The organism is Nocardia sp. NPDC102475 (assembly GCF_055584605.1).
The window spans coordinates 143,615-164,602 of the sequence record NZ_JBVJLS010000015.1 but is presented as its reverse complement, the minus strand read 5'-3'; the positions used below and the strand labels follow the sequence as shown (position 1 = coordinate 164,602).

At 65.1% G+C, this 20,988-nt stretch carries 19 protein-coding genes; 8 read left to right on the top strand and 11 right to left on the bottom strand.

All coding sequences use genetic code 11. From position 1 onward, the window contains the following. Positions 1-13: 13 nt before the first annotated feature. The 8 genes from ACZ60G_RS26435 to ACZ60G_RS26400 form a co-directional block, all read right to left on the bottom strand. Entirely contained in the window at positions 14-775 is a 762-nt protein-coding gene (locus ACZ60G_RS26435; RefSeq protein WP_465813253.1) for an SDR family NAD(P)-dependent oxidoreductase, read from the bottom strand. After that, positions 772-1,974, bottom strand: a complete 1,203-nt coding sequence (locus ACZ60G_RS26430) for an acyl-CoA dehydrogenase family protein (RefSeq protein WP_465813251.1) — start codon at positions 1,972-1,974, stop codon at positions 772-774. The genes ACZ60G_RS26435 and ACZ60G_RS26430 overlap by 4 nt, the downstream gene beginning before the upstream one ends. A 30-nt stretch (positions 1,975-2,004) precedes the next feature. Continuing rightward, a complete protein-coding gene (locus tag ACZ60G_RS26425) occupies positions 2,005-2,994 on the bottom strand; it encodes a phosphotransferase family protein (protein WP_465813249.1) in 990 nt (329 codons plus the stop codon). After that, complete coding sequence (locus ACZ60G_RS26420; RefSeq protein WP_465813247.1) at positions 2,991-4,199, bottom strand: acyl-CoA dehydrogenase family protein; 1,209 nt, start codon at positions 4,197-4,199, stop codon at positions 2,991-2,993. Before ACZ60G_RS26420 ends, ACZ60G_RS26425 begins: the two co-directional genes overlap by 4 nt. Before the next feature lie 27 nt (positions 4,200-4,226). Further along, positions 4,227-5,378 carry a thiolase family protein gene (locus ACZ60G_RS26415; protein WP_465813245.1) on the bottom strand — a complete coding sequence of 384 codons (1,152 nt, stop codon included), beginning with the start codon at positions 5,376-5,378 and terminating at the stop codon, positions 4,227-4,229. Then, positions 5,375-5,746: a Zn-ribbon domain-containing OB-fold protein gene (locus tag ACZ60G_RS26410; protein ID WP_465813243.1), complete on the bottom strand. Its 372-nt coding sequence runs from the start codon at positions 5,744-5,746 to the stop codon at positions 5,375-5,377. Before ACZ60G_RS26410 ends, ACZ60G_RS26415 begins: the two co-directional genes overlap by 4 nt. A 37-nt stretch (positions 5,747-5,783) precedes the next feature. After that, complete coding sequence (locus tag ACZ60G_RS26405) at positions 5,784-6,572, bottom strand: enoyl-CoA hydratase/isomerase family protein (RefSeq protein ID WP_465813241.1); 789 nt, start codon at positions 6,570-6,572, stop codon at positions 5,784-5,786. Between the two features lie 94 nt (positions 6,573-6,666). Beyond that, positions 6,667-7,794 (bottom strand): acyl-CoA dehydrogenase family protein, encoded by a 1,128-nt coding sequence (locus tag ACZ60G_RS26400; RefSeq protein ID WP_465813239.1) that lies wholly within the window; start codon positions 7,792-7,794, stop codon positions 6,667-6,669. Positions 7,795-7,885: 91 nt separating this feature from the next. Between ACZ60G_RS26400 and ACZ60G_RS26395 the strand changes: the two genes are divergently transcribed. From ACZ60G_RS26395 to ACZ60G_RS26385, 3 genes are all read left to right on the top strand, one after another. Next, positions 7,886-8,269, top strand: a complete 384-nt coding sequence (locus tag ACZ60G_RS26395) for a nuclear transport factor 2 family protein (protein WP_465813238.1) — start codon at positions 7,886-7,888, stop codon at positions 8,267-8,269. Beyond that, positions 8,266-8,640 carry a hypothetical protein gene (locus tag ACZ60G_RS26390; protein ID WP_465813236.1) on the top strand — a complete coding sequence of 125 codons (375 nt, stop codon included), beginning with the start codon at positions 8,266-8,268 and terminating at the stop codon, positions 8,638-8,640. Before ACZ60G_RS26395 ends, ACZ60G_RS26390 begins: the two co-directional genes overlap by 4 nt. An 825-nt stretch (positions 8,641-9,465) precedes the next feature. Beyond that, on the top strand, positions 9,466-10,380 hold the full coding sequence (locus ACZ60G_RS26385) for a D-alanyl-D-alanine carboxypeptidase family protein (RefSeq protein ID WP_465813234.1): 915 nt from the start codon (positions 9,466-9,468) through the stop codon (positions 10,378-10,380). Positions 10,381-10,713: 333 nt separating this feature from the next. Here the strand turns inward: ACZ60G_RS26385 and ACZ60G_RS26380 are convergent, their stop codons facing one another. Both ACZ60G_RS26380 and ACZ60G_RS26375 read right to left on the bottom strand, forming a co-directional pair. After that, positions 10,714-11,127, bottom strand: coding sequence for a hypothetical protein (locus ACZ60G_RS26380; protein WP_465813232.1), 414 nt, complete (start codon positions 11,125-11,127; stop codon positions 10,714-10,716). Between the two features lie 275 nt (positions 11,128-11,402). Next, a complete protein-coding gene (locus ACZ60G_RS26375) occupies positions 11,403-11,549 on the bottom strand; it encodes a hypothetical protein (protein ID WP_465813230.1) in 147 nt (48 codons plus the stop codon). 419 nt (positions 11,550-11,968) lie between these two features. Here ACZ60G_RS26375 and ACZ60G_RS26370 point away from each other — a divergent pair, with 419 nt between their 5' ends. Together ACZ60G_RS26370 and ACZ60G_RS26365 are read left to right on the top strand one after the other, a co-directional pair. Continuing rightward, a complete protein-coding gene (locus ACZ60G_RS26370; RefSeq protein WP_465813228.1) occupies positions 11,969-12,316 on the top strand; it encodes a hypothetical protein in 348 nt (115 codons plus the stop codon). 16 nt (positions 12,317-12,332) lie between these two features. Continuing rightward, a complete protein-coding gene (locus ACZ60G_RS26365) occupies positions 12,333-13,574 on the top strand; it encodes a lipase family protein (RefSeq protein WP_465813224.1) in 1,242 nt (413 codons plus the stop codon). Between the two features lie 465 nt (positions 13,575-14,039). Here the strand turns inward: ACZ60G_RS26365 and ACZ60G_RS26360 are convergent, their stop codons facing one another. Next, complete coding sequence (locus ACZ60G_RS26360; RefSeq protein ID WP_465813222.1) at positions 14,040-14,786, bottom strand: hypothetical protein; 747 nt, start codon at positions 14,784-14,786, stop codon at positions 14,040-14,042. A 364-nt stretch (positions 14,787-15,150) separates the two neighbouring features. Between ACZ60G_RS26360 and ACZ60G_RS26355 the strand changes: the two genes are divergently transcribed. From ACZ60G_RS26355 to ACZ60G_RS26345, 3 genes are all read left to right on the top strand, one after another. Then, positions 15,151-17,019 (top strand): peroxidase family protein, encoded by a 1,869-nt coding sequence (locus tag ACZ60G_RS26355; RefSeq protein WP_465813220.1) that lies wholly within the window; start codon positions 15,151-15,153, stop codon positions 17,017-17,019. Further along, positions 17,016-18,140, top strand: coding sequence for a catalase family protein (locus tag ACZ60G_RS26350; RefSeq protein WP_465813218.1), 1,125 nt, complete (start codon positions 17,016-17,018; stop codon positions 18,138-18,140). Before ACZ60G_RS26355 ends, ACZ60G_RS26350 begins: the two co-directional genes overlap by 4 nt. Positions 18,141-18,253: 113 nt before the next feature. Continuing rightward, positions 18,254-20,854: a helix-turn-helix transcriptional regulator gene (locus ACZ60G_RS26345; protein ID WP_465813216.1), complete on the top strand. Its 2,601-nt coding sequence runs from the start codon at positions 18,254-18,256 to the stop codon at positions 20,852-20,854. Positions 20,855-20,988 lie beyond the last annotated feature (134 nt).

Below are 20,988 nucleotides of genomic sequence, written 5' to 3'. Positions count from 1 at the left end.
ATCGTTTCGCATATCAGTACACCGCGGTCCGGCCGCCGTCGACGGGGATGATCGCACCGGTGGTGTACCCTGCGGCGGCGCTCGCCAGATGGGTGACCAGACCCGCGATTTCCTCCGGCCGCCCCAGCCGACCCGCGGGTAGGCGATCGATGATCTTCCCGACGAACTCCTCGTCCCAGTTCTGCGCCATATCCGTCGCGAATCCGCCCGGCATTACACAGTTGACGCGCACGGTGGGCGCGTACTCCTGAGCGAAGGCCATGGTCAATGCGTTGAGCCCGTTCTTGGCCGCCGCGTACATCGCCTCGGGCGGACTCGGGCGGATGGCCCCGATGCTCGAGATATTGATTATCGACCCGCCACCGGCGGCGGCCATCCGATCACCAGCAACCGCCATCAGGCGAAACGGTCCCTTCAGGTTGACCTCGATGGTCTTGTCCCACAGCGCTTCCGAGACCGACAGCAGATTGTCTGCCAGCGGCGCGATCCCCGCGTTGTTCACGACGATATCGAGACTGCCGAAATCGGCGATGATCCGATCGACGGCCGGTTCGATCGAGTCCCACTTGCCGACATGCAATTCGAACGGGTGCGCGCTGCCCGGCCCATCGTCATCGCCGAGTGCGGCGACTGCCCGCTCGCACGCGTCGCGTTTGCGGCTGGACACAATAACCGTGCAGCCCGCGTCTCGCAGTCCGCGCGCGATCGCGAGTCCGAGGCCGCGGCTGGCGCCGGTGACCAAGGCGACCTTGCCGGTCAATTCCGTTGTGCTCATGTGTGCTTCTTCAATTCGAGGCGGGCGATGGTACGCAGGTGTACTTCGTTGGGGCCGTCGGCGATCTGCAGTGCCCGGGTGATGGCGTACAGGCGGGCCAGAACGGTGTCGTCGCTGACGCCGGCGGCGCCGTAGGTCTGCACCGCGCGGTCGACGACGGTGTGCGCTACTTCCATCGCCGCAACCTTGATGGCGGCGACTTCCGATCGAGCCGCCGCGTTGCCGTAGTTGTCGATGAGCCAGGCCGACTTCAGGACGAGCAGGCGGATCTGGTCGATCTCGATGCGGCTGCGCGCAATCCACTCGCGTACGACCCCCCGATCGGCCAGTGGACCGCCGAATGCGATGCGCTGCAGGGAGCGTTGGCACATCATGTCGAGCGCGCGCTCGGCCATGCCGACGGCGCGCATCGCGTAATGCATGCGGCCCGGTCCCAATCGGCCCTGGGCGATAGCGAAACCGTCACCTTCGGCGCCGAGCATGTTTTCGGCCGGGACGCGGACATCGGTGAATTGGACTTCGCCGTGGCCGAGCCGGTCACGGAAGCCGAACATCGGAAGATCGCGCAGCACTTCGATTCCCGGGGTGTCACGGGGGACCAGAATCATGCTCTGTTGGCGATATGTCGCTGCCTGCGGATCCGATTTGCCCATGAAGATGATGAGCTTGCAGTCGGGGTCGAGAATGCCGGAGGTATACCACTTGCGGCCGTTGAGGACGTATTCGTCGCCGTCACGAACGATGGTCGAGGTGATGTTGGTGGCGTCGGAGCTGGCCACCGCGGGCTCGGTCATCGCGAATGCGGAGCGAATAGTGCAGTCCAACAACGGTTTCAGCCATTGCTGCTGCTGTTTCTCGGTCCCGTACATGGCCAGAATTTCCATATTGCCCGTGTCGGGAGCCGAGCAATTGATGGCTTCGTTACCGATGACGGATCGACCGACGACCTCGGCCAGTGGCGCGTACTCCAGATTGGTGAGTCCGGCACCGAGGCCGTCGTGGGTCATGAACAGATTCCACAGTCCTAATTCGCGGGCCTTGACCTGCATATCTCGCATGATTTGCGGTTGCTCGTTGGGGTTGGCGTTCGCCGCGATCTGGGCGTCGAACACCTGCTCCGCGGGATAGACGTACTCGTCCATGAAGGATTCGAGTTTGCCGAGCAGATCCTGCGTGCGGGGGGAGTAGGAGAAGTCCACTGTGCGGCTCCTGAACTGGTGCGGTCGATATCAACCGGCGAGTAGCGCGATCCCGGTCTCGATCAGGCGGTTGATGGTGGCGGGCAGCTTTTCCTGGTCGGGGTCGTAGTGCCGACCTTCGCGGTGTCGGCGCAGGTTGTGGCCCATGATCGCCGCCATCTTGAGTCGCCCCAGCGCGTCGAACCAAGTCATATCGGTGAGTGCGGGCCCGTCGCCGACGTACAGGTCCACCAGCTCCTGCGCCGAAGGTAGTCCGGGCACGTTCCGGCCGACGCCCGGAAAATTGCTGCCGTCGGCGAAGACGAGGAACCAGCCCAATTCGACCCGAGGGTCGCCGGCGCTCCAGATCTCCCAATCGATCAACGCGACCGGCTCGACGCCGCCGGAGATGATGTTTCCGAGGCGGTAATCACCGTGTACCAGTGTCGGTGTGATCGGTTCGGGTGTGGTCCGGCCGAGCAACTCGAGCAGTTGGTCCCCACCGGTGACGAGGTCGGGCGGGACGGCGCCGAGGGTGCGTGCCCAGCGTGCCAGCTCGGCGTCCGGCGTGAGCGGCGCTTGTACGCCGGGCACGGTGCGCGGATCGATCGCGTGCAGGCGCGGCAGAATTTGCGCGGCACGCCGCATTCGGGCCGCGGCCAAGCCGGGTTCGACGGCCGGATCGTCCAGTACCGGTTCCAATGCCTCCCCGGCCACGAATTCCATGGCGAACCAGGCGGGTTCGGCGACGTCGGTCGTAACGATGCTCGGTACGGGAACAGGTGTGTGCGCCAATGCCGACATGATCCGGGCTTGCCGCAGCATGTCGTGTCGGCCGATGGCCGCCTGTCCTTCGGGTACGGCCTTGACCACGAAGTCACCACCGGTCGTTCGCACCCGGTATGTCAAGCCGGAATGTCCGCCGAGCAGCGGCTCGAATGCGGTAACCGACACGTCCAGGCGTGCCTGTAGTCGGGTGCCGACGCGCTGTTCCACGGTGTCGCCACCCCCCACGGAATCGCTGGGCGATGCTGAAATCATGGGCGTAGCTCCCTCGGTAGTCCGAGTACTCGCTCGGCGATGATGTTGTGCTGAATCTCGTCGGTGCCTCCGGCGATCCGATAGCCGGGCGCACCGAGAATGTGCTCGGCCCACGCGAAGGTTCCCCAGCGACCGGAGTCCACGGTGAGATCTCGCCCGAGCAGCAGGCGCACGACCTCGGAGGTGCGAGCCATCGTGTCGGTCGCCAGCAGTTTCCCGATTGAGGCCTCCGGTCCCGGGTTTTTGCCCGCGACGGCGGCGCCCGCCACCCGCATAGTGCCGATTCGCTGTAGATAGCTGCGTATCACCAGGTCGGCGACCTTATCGCGTTCGATCTCGGTAAGTTTCCGCCCGAGACGCTGTGCCAGCGCCACCGCCTGATCCGCGTTCGCCAGACCGAGGTTGCCGCCGTCCAGGCGTTCGGCGGCCAATACGGTGAGCGCTACCGCCCAGCCCTGCCCTACCGGTCCGAGCCGGTAGGTGTCGTCGAGTTGGACACCGTCGAGGAAGACCTCGTTGAACGAGCTGCCGCCGGTCATCTGTCGGATCGGGCGAACGGTCACTCCCGATGTGTTCATCGGCACCAGGAAAACGGTGAGTCCGGCGTGTTTTGCTGCGGCGGTATCGGTTCGGCACACGGCGACGCCGATATCGGACACCCGCGCGCCCGAGGTCCACACCTTGTGGCCGTTCAGCGTCCACGCGCCATCGGCGGACCGGGCGGCGCGCGTCCGCGCGGCCGCCAGATCGGAACCGGCTTCGGTCTCGGAGAACAATTGGCAGGCAATGATATCCGTGCGCAGCATGGCCCGGACATAGCGTGACCGCTGCTCGTCGGTGCCCCATTGCTCGATTGCGGGAGCAACCAGTTGTTGTGTCACCGAGAACATCTCGGTACGCCGCGGCACATCGAAGTCCGCTTCGGCGCGCCGGAAAGCAAGGACGTATGACAGCGGCAGCCCTCGGCCGCCGTAGGTCTCGGGCCAGTTCAGCGCGCCCCAGCCCGCATCGAATTTGGCGCGCTCGTACTCGCGGATCCGGTCGGTGTGCGCGCGTTCCTCCTCGGCGTTCCAGCTCTCGAAAACGGCCACCGAATCCGAACCCGAACCCCAGACCGATTCCGCTCGCGGGGCTGCCACACTACGCAACCATGCGACCGCCGCATCGGTGAAGCGGATGAGGTCGGGAAGTGTCTGTGTGGTCACTGCTTCACCTCGAAAAGTGTTGTCATGTCAGACCGAAAGCACGGTGCAGGCGCTGATTCCGGGCGCTCCGTACACGTGTGTGAAGCCGACCTTCGGCGCTCCGGGTACCTGTCGATCCCCGGCCTCGCCGCGTAACTGGGTGACTATCTCGTGCACCTGGCGCAGACCGGATGCGCCGATGGGTTCACCATTGGCAATGCACCCACCGTCGGTATTGACCGGCAGTCGCCCGCCGATCTCGGTATCGCCTGCCGCGATCATCGACTCCTGCTCGCCGTGCTCGCAGAAGCCGCATTCGGCCATATGCATGATCTCGGCACCGCTCTCGGTGTCCTGTAGTTGCGCGACGTCGACATCGGCGGGGGAGATGCCTGCCTGTTCGAAGGCGGCCTGGGCCGCGTCGGCGCTGACGCTGGTCGGTTCGCCTCGGCCTTGGATGGCCGGGCTGAATACTTCGAAAGAGCCGAATCGGCGGGTGCGGTGGCTGATCGCGCGCAACCGGACCGGGCGACCGCCGAGTCGCCGGATGGCGGCCTCGGTGGCGACGATGACGGCGGCCGCGCCCTCGCCCGGTGAGCAGAACATATATCGCGTCAACGGGTCGTTCACCATATCGGCGGTGGCGATCTCGTCGGCCGAGATCGCTGCACGTCGCCAGGCATTCGGATTCAGGCTGCCGTTTCGATACGCTTTTTCGGCAACTTTCGCCAAGGTCGTGCCGGAAATCCCGTATTCGCGCATGTATCGGCCGATTTTGGCGCCGAAGAACTGCGTGGTGACCATGAGCCCGGCCGAACCGTATCCCTCGGACAGTCCCCATTCGGCGGGTGTCGGATCGAAGGCTCCGCGGGGGTGTTTATCGAATCCGACCGCCAGCGCGATTTCGGCGGTTCCGGAACGGACTGCATTGACCGCCGAGAACAGTGCACTGCCACCGGTGGCGCAGCCATTCTTCACATTGCTGAAAGGTATTCCGGTGAAACCGAGTTCGGCGACGAGTGTGTCGGCGAGTCCCGAACCGTCGCTACCGCCGAAGGCGACCTCGATGTCCGGCCATCGCACCCCGGCATCGTCTAGCGCCGCGGCGATAGCGGTGACCGCCATCTGACGGCCGGTGATGCCGGGCTGCCTGCCGAACTTCGACAGCCCGGCTCCGATGATCGAAACTGTTTGTGTCACTGCGCTTCTCTTTGTTGTGGAACGACCGCGAACCGGGGCACCGGTGCGGTGCCGACGAGCTGCACCGGTGCCCGTTCCAACTCGGTGAAGTCGTCGCACTCGAGGATTGCTTGAATGCGAATACCTTCCGGAAGTTCGACATAGCCCACCGCGAATGGTGAAAAGCCTTCGGCGGGAGGCGCATACGGTGGTGACTTCGGTGCGAACCGTTGCACGGTGTAGGCCCACACCACTCCTTGCGTGCTCAATTCGAATGCGATGGCCGTCGGCCGGACGCATCGCGCGCACATGGTGGTTGCCGGATAAGCGACGGTGTCGCAGACCGTGCACCGGCTACCTGCCAGCGCCGATGGTGCGTGCTCGCCCATGTCGATCTCCTCTTCGAGTCGTACGGAGCGGCGTCGTTCAGCGACCGACCCACTTCGGTTCGCGCTTCTCGAGGAATGCGTTCACGCCCTCGCGTGCGTCCTCGGACTGCAGGGCGTTGCCCACCGCGAGATGCTCCATCACCATGAGCGATTGGATGTCCGCATCCAGACCGCGGTCGATGGTCATCTTCGTCAGCTTCATGGTGAAGGGGCTCTTGTCGACGATCGGTGCGATGAACTCGGTGACCAGGTCGTCGAGCTTGTCCGCCGGCGCGGCGGCGTTGATCAGATCGAAGTCCACGGCTTGCTTGCCGGACAGCAGCTTTCCGGTCAACATCAGTTCCTTGGTCTTCCGGATACCGATCATGCGGGGCAGCCGGTAGATCGGGCCCGCGCCACCGAAAAGCGCACGGCGAATGTGGAAGTCACCGATCAGTGCGTCCTCGGCGGCGACCGCGAAGTCGCAGGAGATCATCAGCTCGAATCCGCCGGCCGTCACATGCCCTTCGAGGACCGCCAGCGACGGCGTGTTCATCGAGTAGAGGCGATCGCACACCTTGGCCGAGAGCACCGCGACGTCCATCGCGTTGGTGCTGCCGACGTAGTTGGCGAGCAGTTCGTCCAGGTCGAAGCCCGAGCAGAACGTATTGCCGCGGCCGCGTAGGACGAGGATCTTGAGCTCCGGGTCCTTGTCGACCTCAACGATGATTTCGTCGAGTCGGTGCAGAAGTTCGACGGTGACGGCGTTCTTCTTGTGCGGGCGGTTGAGCCACACGCGTGCGACGTCACCGTCCTTTTCCAACACGATGTGGTCGGTGTCCACCATGTCGAACCTCTTTCTTGAACTTGAACTGGATTCAATTCAGTTTTACTCAGCGAACCGCTCCGCGTCAACAGGAGCGCTGGTGCCGTTGGCTGGTTCAGATACCGATCAGGGTGGCGATTCGCGCTCGGTGCGTACGTGAATCACCCTGTAGCGCTTCATTTCCCATTGCCCTGCGGAAATAGGAGTGGGCGGGGTGTTCCCAGGTGAAACCGACGCCTCCGTGCAGCTGGATCGCTTCTGCCGCCGCGTGCACGGCCGCATCGGTGCATACGGCTCCGGCGACCGCAATGGCCAACGAGGCTGATCCCGGGTCCTGTGCATAAATCGCCGCCGCATACCGGGAGGCCGATCGTGCACGTTCGAGAGTGACCAGTAGATCGGCCAGTCGATGTTTGACGGCCTGGAACGAGCCGATGGGGCGGCCGAACTGGTGCCGCGTCCGCGTGTACTCCACGGTCATCTCGAGCAGGCGGTCGACGATGCCGGTGTTTTCGCACGCCAGCGCCAGCGTTGCCAGCTCGCCAAGTCGCGCAGCGGTCGCCTCGGTCGTGTCGACATCGGCGAGTGCGATCGCTGGACATCGATCGAAGATGAGATCTGCTCGACGGCGCGTGGGGTCGAGTACCCGACGCTCGGTTCGGACGAGGTGTGCGCCGGGTTGGGTAGCGAACAGGCGGCGACCGTCCGGGCATTGCGCCGAAACGACCACGACATCGGCATTGCCGCCCACCAGATGGGTTGTTGTGCCGTGCAATAGCCATCCGGTCGGCGTCGACTCCGCATGCACATGATCGGTGGTGGCGGACAAGGCGCTGACCGTCGCCAGCAGGCTGCCGTCGAGAACTCCGGCGAGCAGTTCCGTGTCCCGGCTCGGATCCGCCGACAGCAGTGCATGCACGCCGAGGACTGCCGATGTGTACACCGGCTCGCATGCGATCGCGCGGCCGCATTCTTCGAGCGCGATCCCCAACTCGACCATGCTGTAGCCGAGGCCGCCGCGGTCTTCAGGGACCGCCAGTGTGGTCACCGACATGTCCTCGACCAGCGTTTTCCACAGCTGTGGTGAATATCCGAGTTCGGTGGAAGCGGCCGTTCGCACCTGCTCGATACCGCTGTGTTTGGCAAGCAGGCCGCGGATTGCCGCGCGCAGCTCCGATTGCTCCGGTCCGGGTGTCAGCGCAGGTGGATCTGTTCGAGGCCATGGCACTTCTGTCGCGGACATCTAACCTACCTAAATTGAGTTCAGTTTGAGGACTCGAGCGTATCGCGCCGGAGCCTGGACAAGAAGGGAGATACTGAACTAAGTTCATTTCATGACTTTGGCCATCGAGGGCTACTACGCGACCTTGGACAGCGGGCGACTGGACGACGCGGTGGCGTCACTCGCCGAAGACGTCCAGTTCGCGATGCTGCTGCCCACCGGAGTGAACCTCGGGCAGGGCCGCGCAGCCATGCTCGAATACCTGCACGCCCGGCCGAAGGTGAACCGTAAGCACCGGCTGTTGCGGGTGGCCGCCGCGGAGGGTGTGGAGTTCGCGTACGGCGCCGTCACCGAGAACGACGTGACGACAACCGGTTTCTTCGTCGGCGCGATGCATATCGATGCCGACGGGCTGATCAATCGCTACCAGGTGTCATTCAGTGCCGAATTCGCGCTGATGCCAACAGATTTTCAGGTCTTGGGCGCGGCGGAATGACGAGTGCGGTGCCGCCGGTGCTGGCCCGGTGGTTCGAATACATGGACTCGGACGACCCCGACCGCGTACTGGGCATGATCTCCGACGACTTCTCGATGTCGGTGCAGTTTTCCAAAGGTGCCGGGCAGTCCGCCGAATTCGTCGGGGACCGTGAGGGGTTGGTCGGCTACTTGGCGCAGCGCGAGAAAAGCACGCTGGTCCACCACATCGACACCGGTGCGGTGGTGAGGGACTACGAGTTGGTACTCGGTCGGACAACCCGTCACGGGGCGTTCGAGGCTTCCTTCAACGCCACCGCGCAGCTCGATGCGCAAGGCAAGGTACGGCGCCTTCTGATCGCGCGTACCCCGGAAGTGTCCTTTGCGCGCTGAGCTCGGAATCCGCACCGCCGAAAACGATCACCGACCAGCCGGTGCCCTGCCGATCCGCCTGGACGCTTGTATCGCCTGGGCCGCATCACCAGACAGCTGGCTGCGTTGATGAACAGTGATGCCTGGGCTGCGCCCAACGGTGCGGCGAACACAATGGGGGCCCCTGAGCTGCAGCGTGACCAGGGTTGCGGGACTGGGCAATTGGGCCGCCCGGAGGTCCTCGCCGCAGGAAGCGAGTAGCAGGGTCCTAGGCTTCCAGGCGTTCCCGCTCGAACCGGGCGGTGCGCCGCCGGACTGGATTGTTACCCACACACTGGATATCGCGGACGCACCGTGTGCGGGATACCTTCGTACCGTCAACCATTGAGCGATCGGTTGGTAGGCGCGAATACCCCCGAATAAGCCTCAGGCTGTCGCAGACCCGGTCCGGGGCTCGTTTGGATCTGGTGGTCTTTCGGGTGACAGCTTTCGTGGTCAGGCGAATGTGCGTGGTAGGACTGGTCCGCGGACCTGCGGCCGACTGTAGTAGAGCAGTAGACGATATCGGCGGCAAGGTGATCATCGCGCCGCGGGGGATGCGCGTTGAGGTCAGCGTCGGTCGGTTGTGCGGCATGGTGATTCGGCGAGATGCAACTGAACACACCAGGTAGCGCCGATCTTGTCTGCAGAGCGGCGCGGCCATGCCGCTAAGCGAGTGGTCGCACGCGCGAAGCGTCGGGCTCCCCGTATCCGGGATTAGCCGATTGCATGCTGTCGCCGGAGTCGCGCGGTAACTCGGTCGGTGAAATCCCACTGGTTGACGGGATCGCACAGCAGAATGTGGCCATGCAGACATTTGCCCGATTGTTGCAAGCTGCCGTCGCCGGGGCGCTGGTCGTGGTAGCCGGTCAGGGCGTCGCGGCCGCCCCCGCCGCGAGCGACGCCCATATTCAGTTGCCCTGGCTGAGTTCCGAGCCGGACGGAGTGCAGGCGCCGGGGGCAGCGCTGGCAGATGGAATCACTGGCACGATGCTGTGGTCGCGACAGCCGAACACGCCGGTCCCGATAGCCAGCATCGCGAAGGTGATGACGGCGCTGGTCGTGATCAATGCCGGTGACCTCGACCGGACCACTATCGTGCCGCAAGAAAGCATCGCCTACTGCACCAGGTACGAAGGAAGTAACGCAGGCCTGGTCCCCGGCGAGGTGTTCACCACGCGACAGCTCCTATACGCGATGATGCTTCCGTCAGGCTGTGACGCCGCCTATACCCTTGCCGAGGCATACGGGCCCGGCCAAGACGGCTTCATCGCCCAAATGAACGACACCGCGCGTCAAATGGGCCTGGCGGGCACGCAATTCACCGACCCCAGCGGGCTGCCCGCCCCCACCGACGACTCCACCTACTCCACGCCTGCGGACCTGGTAACCCTCGGTCTGCGCGCGATGAGTCTGCCGGTGTTCCGCGAGGTGGCCGGGGCGCGGAGCTATCACCTGCCCGCAGGCCCGGGCAATCGCGATCACCTCTGGCAGACCACGAACCTGCTGCTGCGCGACTATCCGGGCACTATCGGCATCAAAACCGGATCCACCGACGCTGCGGGAGCCTGCCTACTGTTCGAGTCGGTGCGGGCGGGAATACCGCTGATCGGTGTGGTCCTGCACAGTTCGCCCGGCAGCGGCGTCGCCGCGAAGAACGACGCCGAGCGCATGCTGAACTGGGCCTACGACCCGATCCTGACCGCGCTACCGATCGGTTAGCGCCGAATGCGGCACGTTGCCTGCGGATCCCGGTGCGCACCAGGGCGATTCGTGGTCCCACGACGACTGTCTCTGCCACCCGCCCGTGAAACTGGCTACAGTCGGCGCAAGTGCACACAGTGCCGCTTATCGCGCGGCCAGCAGACGAGATCGACTGCGGCTCAGGGCTTAGTGTCCGGTTATCCCTTGACTGAGGGTGATCTCGTCTTTCCTTTGGTTCTCAGAAAACAACACCGCTGTTGGCGGCAGAACCCACCAATCCCCACACGGCGTACTGCCATGACATGGCACAGACGATACGGGCTGAATCGCATGCGCGCGCGGGGTATTGGACTACCTCGGCGGCCAGGAGGCGTGCGGTGGGTACTGGTGCTGCGGGTATTGGGCGGGTGGTTGCTGCCACTGCGGTGGGTGCGGCGGGGTCGGGGTGCGCGGCGCGGACGGCCGGGCCGACGCGATGATTGCCGTCACCGACGCGCCCAGGGCGAGTAGCGCGGACGGAATGCCGAGGGCGAAATCTTTGGCCTCGGCGTATTCCGAGTGCTGCGCCATACTGACCACGAACGAGAGAGCCGGGGCGAAGAGTGCACCCGCGGCGACGGCGGCGAGTGCACGGAAAGCGCCGTTCTTGGCGCCGGCGCCGGTCACCAAGATAATGGCCGCCACCACGGCGATCGCGGCGGTGAGCAGGAACGGGATGTGGTCACCGAAATCGAGGTAGTCGTTGGTGAATCGCCAGATTCCCATCAGAATCGCAGACAGTACGAGCAGCCCTGCGGTGACCCAGTCCAGCGGTGACGCCCCCGTTCTCGGCGGTGCACTAAATCCGGGCGGCGGATACTCCGGACGCTGCTGCGGATACGGGTACGATTGCGGATTTGGGTAATTCCCTTGCGGCGGAAACGATTCGGGTTGATGTGGCGTAACCACGGCGAACTCCTTGCTGACCCCCGGGGCCGACGTGCGATCGATCAGGTCGGTCCGGCAACCATACCGAACAGGGGCCCGCTGCCCACCGAGTTCTACGGCCCGACATATAACTCCTCGTTGGGGAGCCGCGGGAGGCCGCGCACGTCGCCCGGGATTACCGAAACAGCGTCGACATAGTGGTGGGTCTTGTGGTCCTCGATGAACTGCTCGGCGGCGCTGGCCCGTGCTATGAAGTCCAAGATCACTCCGCGCAGATTGATTCGGAGGTGCACGTCCGGCTCAGCGGATGCTCGGGCGCTCGTTGCATCTCCCGGGGATGTGCGGGCATCGGTGTGCATGGTCGACCGCGGTACGGGGTGGCAGATCATCGGTTCACGCAAATTCCGGGCAGTTGAGTTTCTTGGTGAGGCGGTATTCCAATACTCGTTCAGGACCATCGCCCGCCCCTTCCCACCGATGGTGAACGCGATCCGGACATCGAGTTCGGTGTGCACCGCGCACAGAATTGCGTTGGCGCGCTCGTGTCCTTAACCAGTGACCACACTGGCGAGGGGAAGGCAGTCGTCATCGGTGTGAGCCCACGCATTGCGGGGCTTTCTTGCTGTTCAGGCGGCTTATGACTGCGTCCGCTGCTCGGATTGGTCGTCGGCTGTGCTCGGTGGCCTTCGCCGAAGCTTTCCTTGATCGAGATCAGCTGCACCCCAAGCTTTTTCAGCTCGACTTCGATAATCTACGACCATCATCGCACCCGTGCCGTCAGTGCGGCGATGCCCCCGACTTCCGGCGTGTGCCGGCGGCGATGGACCGATCGCAAAGGTCCCGGCTGTCCGAATGGATGTCGCGGGTACGCGATCCCGACGAGCTCGCCGCACCGACGCTGAGGTTTGCCTGTATCGAGTATCCAATGCTATTTTCCCAGCGCATCGGCTATTTTCAGCGTATCGCTGAAAGTTTGCCGATATGGTCGCTTGTGAGCTCGGACTTGCTGGTCAAACGAATGCCGTGAACTACCCATGGAGGTCATGGTCGTGACTTGTCGGTTTCTTCGCTTTCTCCGCAGCAGGCGCAGCGGTTCGGTACGGGTCGTGAGTGCGCTCGGTAGCGTGGCACTCGGGCTGCTGCTGGCGACGACGGCAACCGCAGAACCGTTGTATCCGCAGCCCGATCCGGACCCCTTCTTTGCCGCCCCGGCGGATCTGGCGGCGCACCGGCCTGGTGATGTGCTCGACGTGCGGGCGCTGCCTCCCGTGATCCTCTTTCCCGGCGCCACCGTAACTCTGGTCTCATTCCGGTCCACCAACTCTCAGGGCGCGCCGATCGCGGCGACCACCACGATCCTTACCCCCTTCGGCCATCAGCCCGACGGGCCGCTGCTGTCGTATCAGCACTTCATCAATGCGCTCGGCACCGCCTGCGCGGTATCGCACCAGCTGTACTCCGGTGATCCGAATCTGGTGATGACGGCGTCGATTTTGAACACGGCGCTGGCGCAGGGCTGGAGTGTCGCGCTGCCGGATCATCTCGGCCCGAACTTCGCTTTCGGTGCTGCGCGTTTGGGTGGCCAGATCGTATTGGACGGTGTCCGCGCGGTGAAACGGCTGCCCGAACTCGCCGTGCAGCACAGCCGGGTGGTGCTGGCCGGTTACTCCGGCGGCGGCATGGCCACCGGATGGGCAGCCGCGCTGCAGCCGTCGTACGCACCGGAACTGGACCTTGCGGGCGCGGCCATCGGCGGCGCTCCGATGAACATGGAGATAATGGCGGAGGCGGTGGGCATGGAGACGCATCCGGCCTTCGGGCTGGCCATGGCGGCGGCGATCGGTCTGGAGCGGGAGTATCCGCAGCGGATGCCGGTCAGCAGGTATCTCAACAAGCGCGGCTTGGCAGTCCGGGACGCCATGGCCAACAGTTGCACCAACCAGATCCTCGTCACCGGTGTCGGCGGCAGCGCCCGCGAATACCTCGCCAGCACCCCGACTGCTGCCCTCCCGGAAGCTCGGGTGGTGTTGCGGGAGAACAGTCTGGAATTCTACGATGGGGTGCCGGAAATACCGGTGTTCGAATGGCATTCGCCGACCGACCCCCTGATTCCGATCGAAGCGATCGACCATGTCGACAGCCGCTGGTGCGCGGCCGGGGTGCAGTTGCAGACGCTGCAAGTGCCCGCGTTCGAGCATCTGTCGGCCGCGGTGATCGGTGCCCCCGAGGTGCTGCCCTGGCTGAACGCCAGGATTCTCGGCGAGCCCGCACCCGCCACCTGCTGACGCATCGGCACTCGAAGCAGCGCGATACTCGACGGACCGCCCCTATTCCAGTTCGCAGAGCGGAAATGACTTCGACCCAGTTGAGCCTCTGATGCGTTCACGCAGAGGCCGAAAGCGCTCTCGTGAACCGTATCGAAAATTGCGCTCGTTGATACCAGGCGCAATTGTCGACATGGGGCGGTCCGGCCGTGCGCAATCCGCGGTCGTGTGGATTCTGGGCGTAAGCGGGTGTTTGGGCGGTGTGGTGCGGCCACATCGTCGTGGTCACAGAGCATTATGGGAATGCCGCATCGAATTCCCGGAAAGTGTCCGATCGCCGTCGGGCTTCCTTATGAAGGTGTGAATTCTGTTCCTGCGCAAAGCCATCGTCCGCTGAGTGGCAATGTCGAGCTAGCGTATTCAGCTACTCCATCCCCGCGAATTTTGTCCAACTCCCGCAGTGGATTCAGCAGCGTCCGGCTGGGATCACCGGATCGATCGCGCTCTCAACGTGGCGAGCACCTGCTGGGTCTTGGTATCGCCGGTCGCGATGTGCAGACCACGTCGACGTACCGCGGCCTCGAATTTGCGCTGCCGGTGGAGGGCGCGGTTTCGTACCTCGGTGTGTGACTCACCGTGTTCGGGAGTGACTCTCAAGGACAGCTCGAGCAGGTCGAGGTCGGCGATGGTCCAGCGTTCGGCATCGACGTGCAGATCCCCCACGCGCACCTTCGTCCACTTCGTCGACGCGATGGGGCCCAAGGCCAGGAGGCGATCGACTGCTACCCCCGGAGGGGTGCAGCTCACCAGGAGTTGGCGCTGGGCGGTGTCCAGGACGGTGGTGACGTCGGCGCCGAGCACTGTCGCGTCGCGCAGGGATCCGGCCGGTCGGTCACTGACTGCCGAGGCGGACAGGACGCGGCGTTCCGCGTTCCAGTCTTCTTCGATGCGGTACCGCAGTGCGTCGTCGGTGAAGGAGGTGGTCCATCTGCCGACCAATTGCGATGGCAGGCAGGGGCGCAGTTTGACGGTCAGGTCGTCGGTCTCACCGCTGCGCAACCGGATGACGATTCGGCTCGACAGCAGTGTCGGCGCTGTGTGGAGGCCGTTGGGACGGGGCTCGGCGAACCAGATGCGACGCTCGATCGCCGACCGGCCCGTGCACTCCAGCCGGGTCAGTGCCTCCGCGACGTCGCCGTCGAGGTTGATCTTGATTTCGATCGGAGTGATCACCTGAGCGCCCCTTTCTCGCAGTTGCCGCGGAGCCTCCCGCTGCCCGGCAGCACCATCGAAGACAGCGTTGTCCAACCGGGGCCGGTCGGCGCGCGTACCCCGCTACCCGATTGCGTGCGTCTGCCGCGCGACGTCGGCGGCGCACGGGGAGTAGGAGCCCGGATTGCTCGGAACCGAACGGCTCGCCCGGCGGTAGGCGTAGCTACAGAAAAGTGTCGCGGTCGTGAAGGATCGGCACTTCTGCTGCGGCGATCGGGTTTGGCGTAGTCGACTACTCGCGACTGGTGTCCGGTCGCCCCGGAGACTGGCATTCGAATTCGATCTTGGCGCGTCGCAGCTCGCGCCAGCCACGCGGAGGTTCGTCATGGTCAGCGAAAAGTCGACAATCCCACCGCCGGTGACCGACCCACCGTCGTCGCGTCGCCTGCCGCCCGTCACCCGGCTGTTGGTCGCGGTCGCCGAGGCGCTCGATCGCGGTGTCGGCTGGTTCAGGTTGCCCACGCCGCTGGGGTTGGCCGTCCTGGTCGGCTTGCGCAGCCGCCTGCGCGCCGAGAATCTCTTCGACACCGGTCCTCATCCGGACGGACCGTTGCCCGCCGACGGGTCTGCTGTCGGCGAGCACTTGCGTGCACGAACCGTCGACGGGACCTACAACACTCTCGCCGAGCCCCGCGCGGGTTCGGTCGGCTGCCGGTTCGGTCGCAACATCCCGCTGGAGTACACCTACCCGGAAGATTCCGACCGGATAATGGAACCCAATCCGCGGCTCATCAGCCGGGATCTGTTGACCCGCGACCGATTTCAGCCGGCGACCACGTTGAATCTGCTGGCGGCGGCCTGGATTCAATTCGAGGTCCACGATTGGCTCAGCCACGGTGACAGCGATACGGAGCCCTGGACGATTCCGCTGACCGATCTGGATCCGTGGCCGGTGCCGCCCATGACGGTCCCGCGCACCCCCACGGTCTCCAGCCCCGAACCTGACGGCCCCCCGACTTACACGACCCAGGAATCCCATTGGTGGGATGCCTCGCAGATCTACGGCAGCACACCGAAATTCGCCGCAGCCCTACGGACCAGGGAGAAAGGGCGACTCCAGGTCGACGAATTGGGACTACCGCCGCTGGATGTGGAAGGCCTGCTGGACCTGTCCGGCACGGCGGCCAACGCCTGGGTCGGACTCGCTCTGTTGCATTCGTTGTTCATGCGTGAACACAACGCGATCTGCGAGCGCCTGGCCCGCCGCTACCCCGATATGAGCGACGAGCAGCTCTACAACACCGCCCGTCTGGTCAACTCGGCATTGATCGCCAAGATCCACACCATCGACTGGACACCGGCCATCATCGCCCACCCCACCACCGTCGCAGCCATGCGCGCCAACTGGTTCGGCGTCCTCGGGGAGCGGATTGCTCGCCGGTTCGGTCGCCTCAGCGGCAACGAAGTGTTGTGCGGCATACCCGGATCCGCCACCGATGACCACGGCGTCCCGTATTCACTGACCGAGGAATTCGTCGCCGTGTACCGGATGCATCCCCTCATCCCCGACGACTTCGTGGTCCGCAGCCTGGCCGACGACAGTGTCGTCGCCGAGCACGAGTTACCCGATCTGGGGGTCGCCCACATCCGCGAGCGTCTGGCCGAGACACCGATGGATGCGTTGTTCTATTCGTTCGGCCGCGCCAACCCCGGTGCGCTGACCCTGCACAACTATCCGGTGCACCTGCAGAAACTCGCCCGCCCCGGCCACCCGCTGATGGATCTCGCGACCGTGGACATCCTGCGGGTGCGTGAACGAGGAGTACCGCGCTACAACGAGTTCCGCCGCCAACTGCGCCTGCCACCTGCCACCTCGTTCGACGAGTTGACCGACAACACGGTGTGGGCGCGTGAACTCGAGCGGGTCTACGGCGATGTGGAAGATGTCGATCTCATGGTCGGTCTCTACGCCGAGCCCAAACCATCCGGATTCGGTTTCAGCGATACCGCATTCCGCGTGTTCGTACTGATGGCCTCGCGGCGGTTGTCGGGTGACCGGTTCTTCACCACCGACTTCCGTCCCGAGATCTACACCGAGGCCGGCATGGCGTGGGTTCGCGACAACACCATGCGCAGCGTGCTGCTGCGTCACTTTCCCACTTTGGCGCCCGCGCTCGACGGTGTCGCCAACCCGTTCGCTCCGTGGCGCAGCGTCGGCCCGCTGCGTGAGCCGGAAAGGAAACGACCGCGATGACCGACCTGACCGCACCGCGCACGACCACCCGCTCCTATCTTCGCTACCGCGACGACCTCGAACGGCCGCGGCCCGATGAAGACCGCGACATCGATAGGATCATCGCGGTGCTGCGCAGCAACAACGAACGCGCCTATCGCAAGCACAAGCACGGACTGCGCGACGCGCACGCCAAGAGTCACGGCATCCTGCGCGGCGAACTCATCGTTCACCCCGGCCTGCCATCCGAACTGGCACAGGGCTTGTTCGCCGCCCCGGCCACCTATCCGGTCGTCGCCCGGCTGTCGAGCACCTCCGGCGTAATCCGCAGCGACCAACTGCGCGGCGTGCGCGGGCTGGGAATCAAGGTGCTCGGCGTGGACGGGCCACGCGCACTGCCCGGCGACGAGGCGACCACCCAGGACTTCATCATGGTCACCCACCGTGAATTCCTCTTCGCCGACGCCCACGCCTACTACACCCGGGGCATGCCCACCGCGTGGCTGCTGGCCCGGTTGCCCGATCCCGCCCTGCACACGGGCAGTACCGTCCTTTCCGCGCTCGACGCGCGCGTGCTGCGGCGTATCGGACGGCCCCTGCCACCCAACCTGGGCGTGTTCGTACGGCCCAACACCCACATCCTGGGCGAAACGTTCTATTCCTCGGCACCCCTGCGCTACGGCGACTACATCGCCAAGATCCTCTACACCCCGGTTTCACCGGAAGTCAGCGCCCTTGGGGGTCAACCGGTGGACCACGATGCGGGCATCAACGCGCACCAGGACATGGTCGTCGACTTCTTCGCCTGCCACAGCGCCGAATACGAACTGCGCGTGCAACTGTGCACCGACCTCGACACCATGCCGATCGAGGACGCCACCGTCGAATGGCCCGAAGCCGACTCACCGCACCGGACGGTGGCCACCATCCGCTTCGACCGCCAGGACCCATACACCCCGCAACGGCGCGCCTTCGGTGACGACGTGTTGTCGTTCAATTCCTGGCGCGGTCTGGAGGCCCACCGGCCACTGGGATCGATCAACCGGCTCAAGCAGCGCGTGTACGAAGCATCCAGCAACTACCGTCACAACGTCAACAACGCCCCCCGCCTCGAACCCACCCCCGACCAACTTCCACAATGACCACCGCGCTACCCGCGCCATCGGTGGCAGGAGTCCGGATCGGGACCGGGGCAGCGCGCTCGCCAGCGAAAACCCGTCGCAGCACCGGCGGGCAAGATCTAGAATTGTTGCTCATGGGGGAGCGCTGGCAACTGCTCGATCGTCCCGTCGAATACGAGGCCGTCCGCACGGCGTTGACGAGCGGCGATGTCGGCGGTGTCGTACTCGTCGGTGCTGCCGGGGTCGGCAAGACCACCCTGGCCCGACTCGTGACCTCGGCACTGGGCACCCCTGTCCGGTGGGCGGCTTGTACCGAGTCGTCCCAGGCTATTCCCCTGGGTGTATTCGCGCCGTGGGTCGCCCCGACCGCGTCTCGCGATCCCATCGCACTGCTCTGCTCGGCCAGGGAAAACCTACTCGTCCAGCAGAACACCGTGATCGGCATCGACGACGCGTACCTGCTCGACCAACTCTCCGCGACCCTGCTGCACCAGATCGCCGTCGACCGCGCCGCTCCTATCGTGGCCACCGTCCGCTCCGGCGAACCCGTCCCCGATGCGGTCACTTCCCTGTGGAAGGACGGCTACCTCGAACGCGTCGAATTGGAACCGTTGACCAAACGGCAGTGCGTCGCTCTCGTCGAGACTGTCCTGAGCGGCACCCTGGAAGGCCTCAGCGCCGACGTCATGTGGGAGTCATCGGGCGGAAACCCCCTCTTCCTGCGCAATATGGTCGAAGGCGCGGTCGAGGCGGGCACCCTGACCGAAGTCAACGGGGTCTGGCAACTACGCGGACCCGCCGCGGTGCCCGCCGGGCTGGTGGATCTGCTCGACGGCAGGCTCGCCCGCGTGGGCGAGCCGGTCTTGGAGACCTTGAAGATGCTGGCCCTCTATGAGCCACTCGACATCGACATCCTCACCGACCTCGTGGGCGAGGACGCCGTGGATGCCGCCGAGATCTCCGGCCTGATACGCACCAGCCGCGACGGCTGGTCAGTCAGCGCCTGCTTCAGCCACCCGCTGCTCGGTGACGTGGTGCGCCGCCGAATCGGCACCGCCGCCGCACGCAAGCGGCGGGGCCGCATCGTCGAGCGGCTGCGCGAGCAGGATCTGAGTACCGCTGCCCATCGCATCAGACTGGCACAGCTGTGCATCGACAGCGCCCAGCCCATCGACAACGACCTGTTGATCACCGCCGCCAAAGACGCTGTCGCCCTGTCCAATCTGCCGCTGGGCGAACGCCTCGCGGCCGCCGCATGCGAGCGCGGCGGCGGGCTGCCCGCGGCCGAAGTACTCTCCCGCGCCCTGCTGTGGCAGGGCCGACCGCAGGAAGCCGACAAGATCCTCGCCGACTTCGATCCCGACCGCCTCGATCAACTTCAACTCGTCCAATGGGGTGTTCCGCGGGCCAGCCTGCTGTTCTGGTGTGTGGGCGATGTCGAACGCAGCCATGAAATAATGGATCTGCTCGGCGACCGCGTCGAGCATCCCGCGCTGCGCCTCATCATCGACGCCGTGAACGCGACCATGGCGATACACGAGAACAAAATCGATGTCGGCATCCAGGGCGCCGAATGTGTTCTCGTCGACGCGAGTTCCCCGAAACAAGCTGTCGACTGGGCCGCGTTCGCGCTCGGCCTGGCGATGCCGGTCGCCGGGCGTGGCGCCGACTTCGCACCGATCGCGGCCCGCAGCCGGGCGCAGCAGAAAAACACCGACGGCATGATCCGGGTCATGGTGCGCTACGGCGACGTGCTGTCACTGACGATCATCGGCGAACTCGACCTCGCCGAGCAGCGGGCCACCGAATACAGCGAGTTCTCCTCCTCCGCACAGTTTCTCGGCTGGGCGATCGCCAAAATCGCGGGCGGTGTCGTAGCCACCTATCGTGGGCGCTTCCGCGAGGCGATCACCTCATTCGAACAAGCTCTCGCCGCACTCAACGCCGAAACCTCACTACCCTGGAAATTGCCTGCGCAGCTGATTCTGGCCCGCGCCTATGCGGCGCTGGGCGACTCCCAGCAAGCCGAACGGGTCCTCGGCGAGGCCGAGGAATACACCGGACCGCACCTGGCCCTGCACGAACCGCAACGCATGATCGCCCGCGCATGGCTGGCGGCAGGCTCCGGCAGTCAGCATTCCGCGGTCGAACTCGCCCGCCAGGCAGCAGCCATCGCCCACACCGCGGGCCAGTACGCATTGGAAGCCGAAGCCCTGCACCACGCCACCCGATTCGGCGACCGAACCCTCGCGTCACGACTGGCCGCACTGGCCGAGCGCGTGCAAGGGCGGGTAGTGGCGATCTACGCCCGCCACGCCGCCGCCTTCGAAAACTCCGACACACACGCGCTTTCCGCGGTCAGTGTCGAATTCGAAAGTGCTGGACTGCTACTGGCAGCCGCCGACGCCGCCGCCCAAGCGGTACCGATCCATGACCATGCGGGCCAACGCCGGCTCAGCGCCCAAGCCGCGGCCCGCGCCCTGGACCTCGCCGCCCGGTGCGACGGCGCGACCACCCCCGCCATCGCATCCGCTGCCCACCCCTTGCCGATCACCGACCGCGAACGCGAGATCACCGCCCTCATCGCGCGCGGGCTGTCCAACCGCCAGATCGCCGAACGGCTGTTCGTTTCGGTACGCACCGTCGAAGGCCATATCTACCGGGCCTGCACCAAACTCGACGCCGCCGACCGCGACCAACTCGCCAGACTGATCTGGGGCGACGTCACACGATAGCCACATGTGCGCATTCCGTTCGGCCGCACCCGAAGAGGGCTGTCACACCTCGGGCCGCTGTGCCCCACCCAGGGTTGCCGGGGTGCTGCTGCATGGTGTCGGCGTGCGCGTCGCAGTTCGGCTTTGGCGCTGAG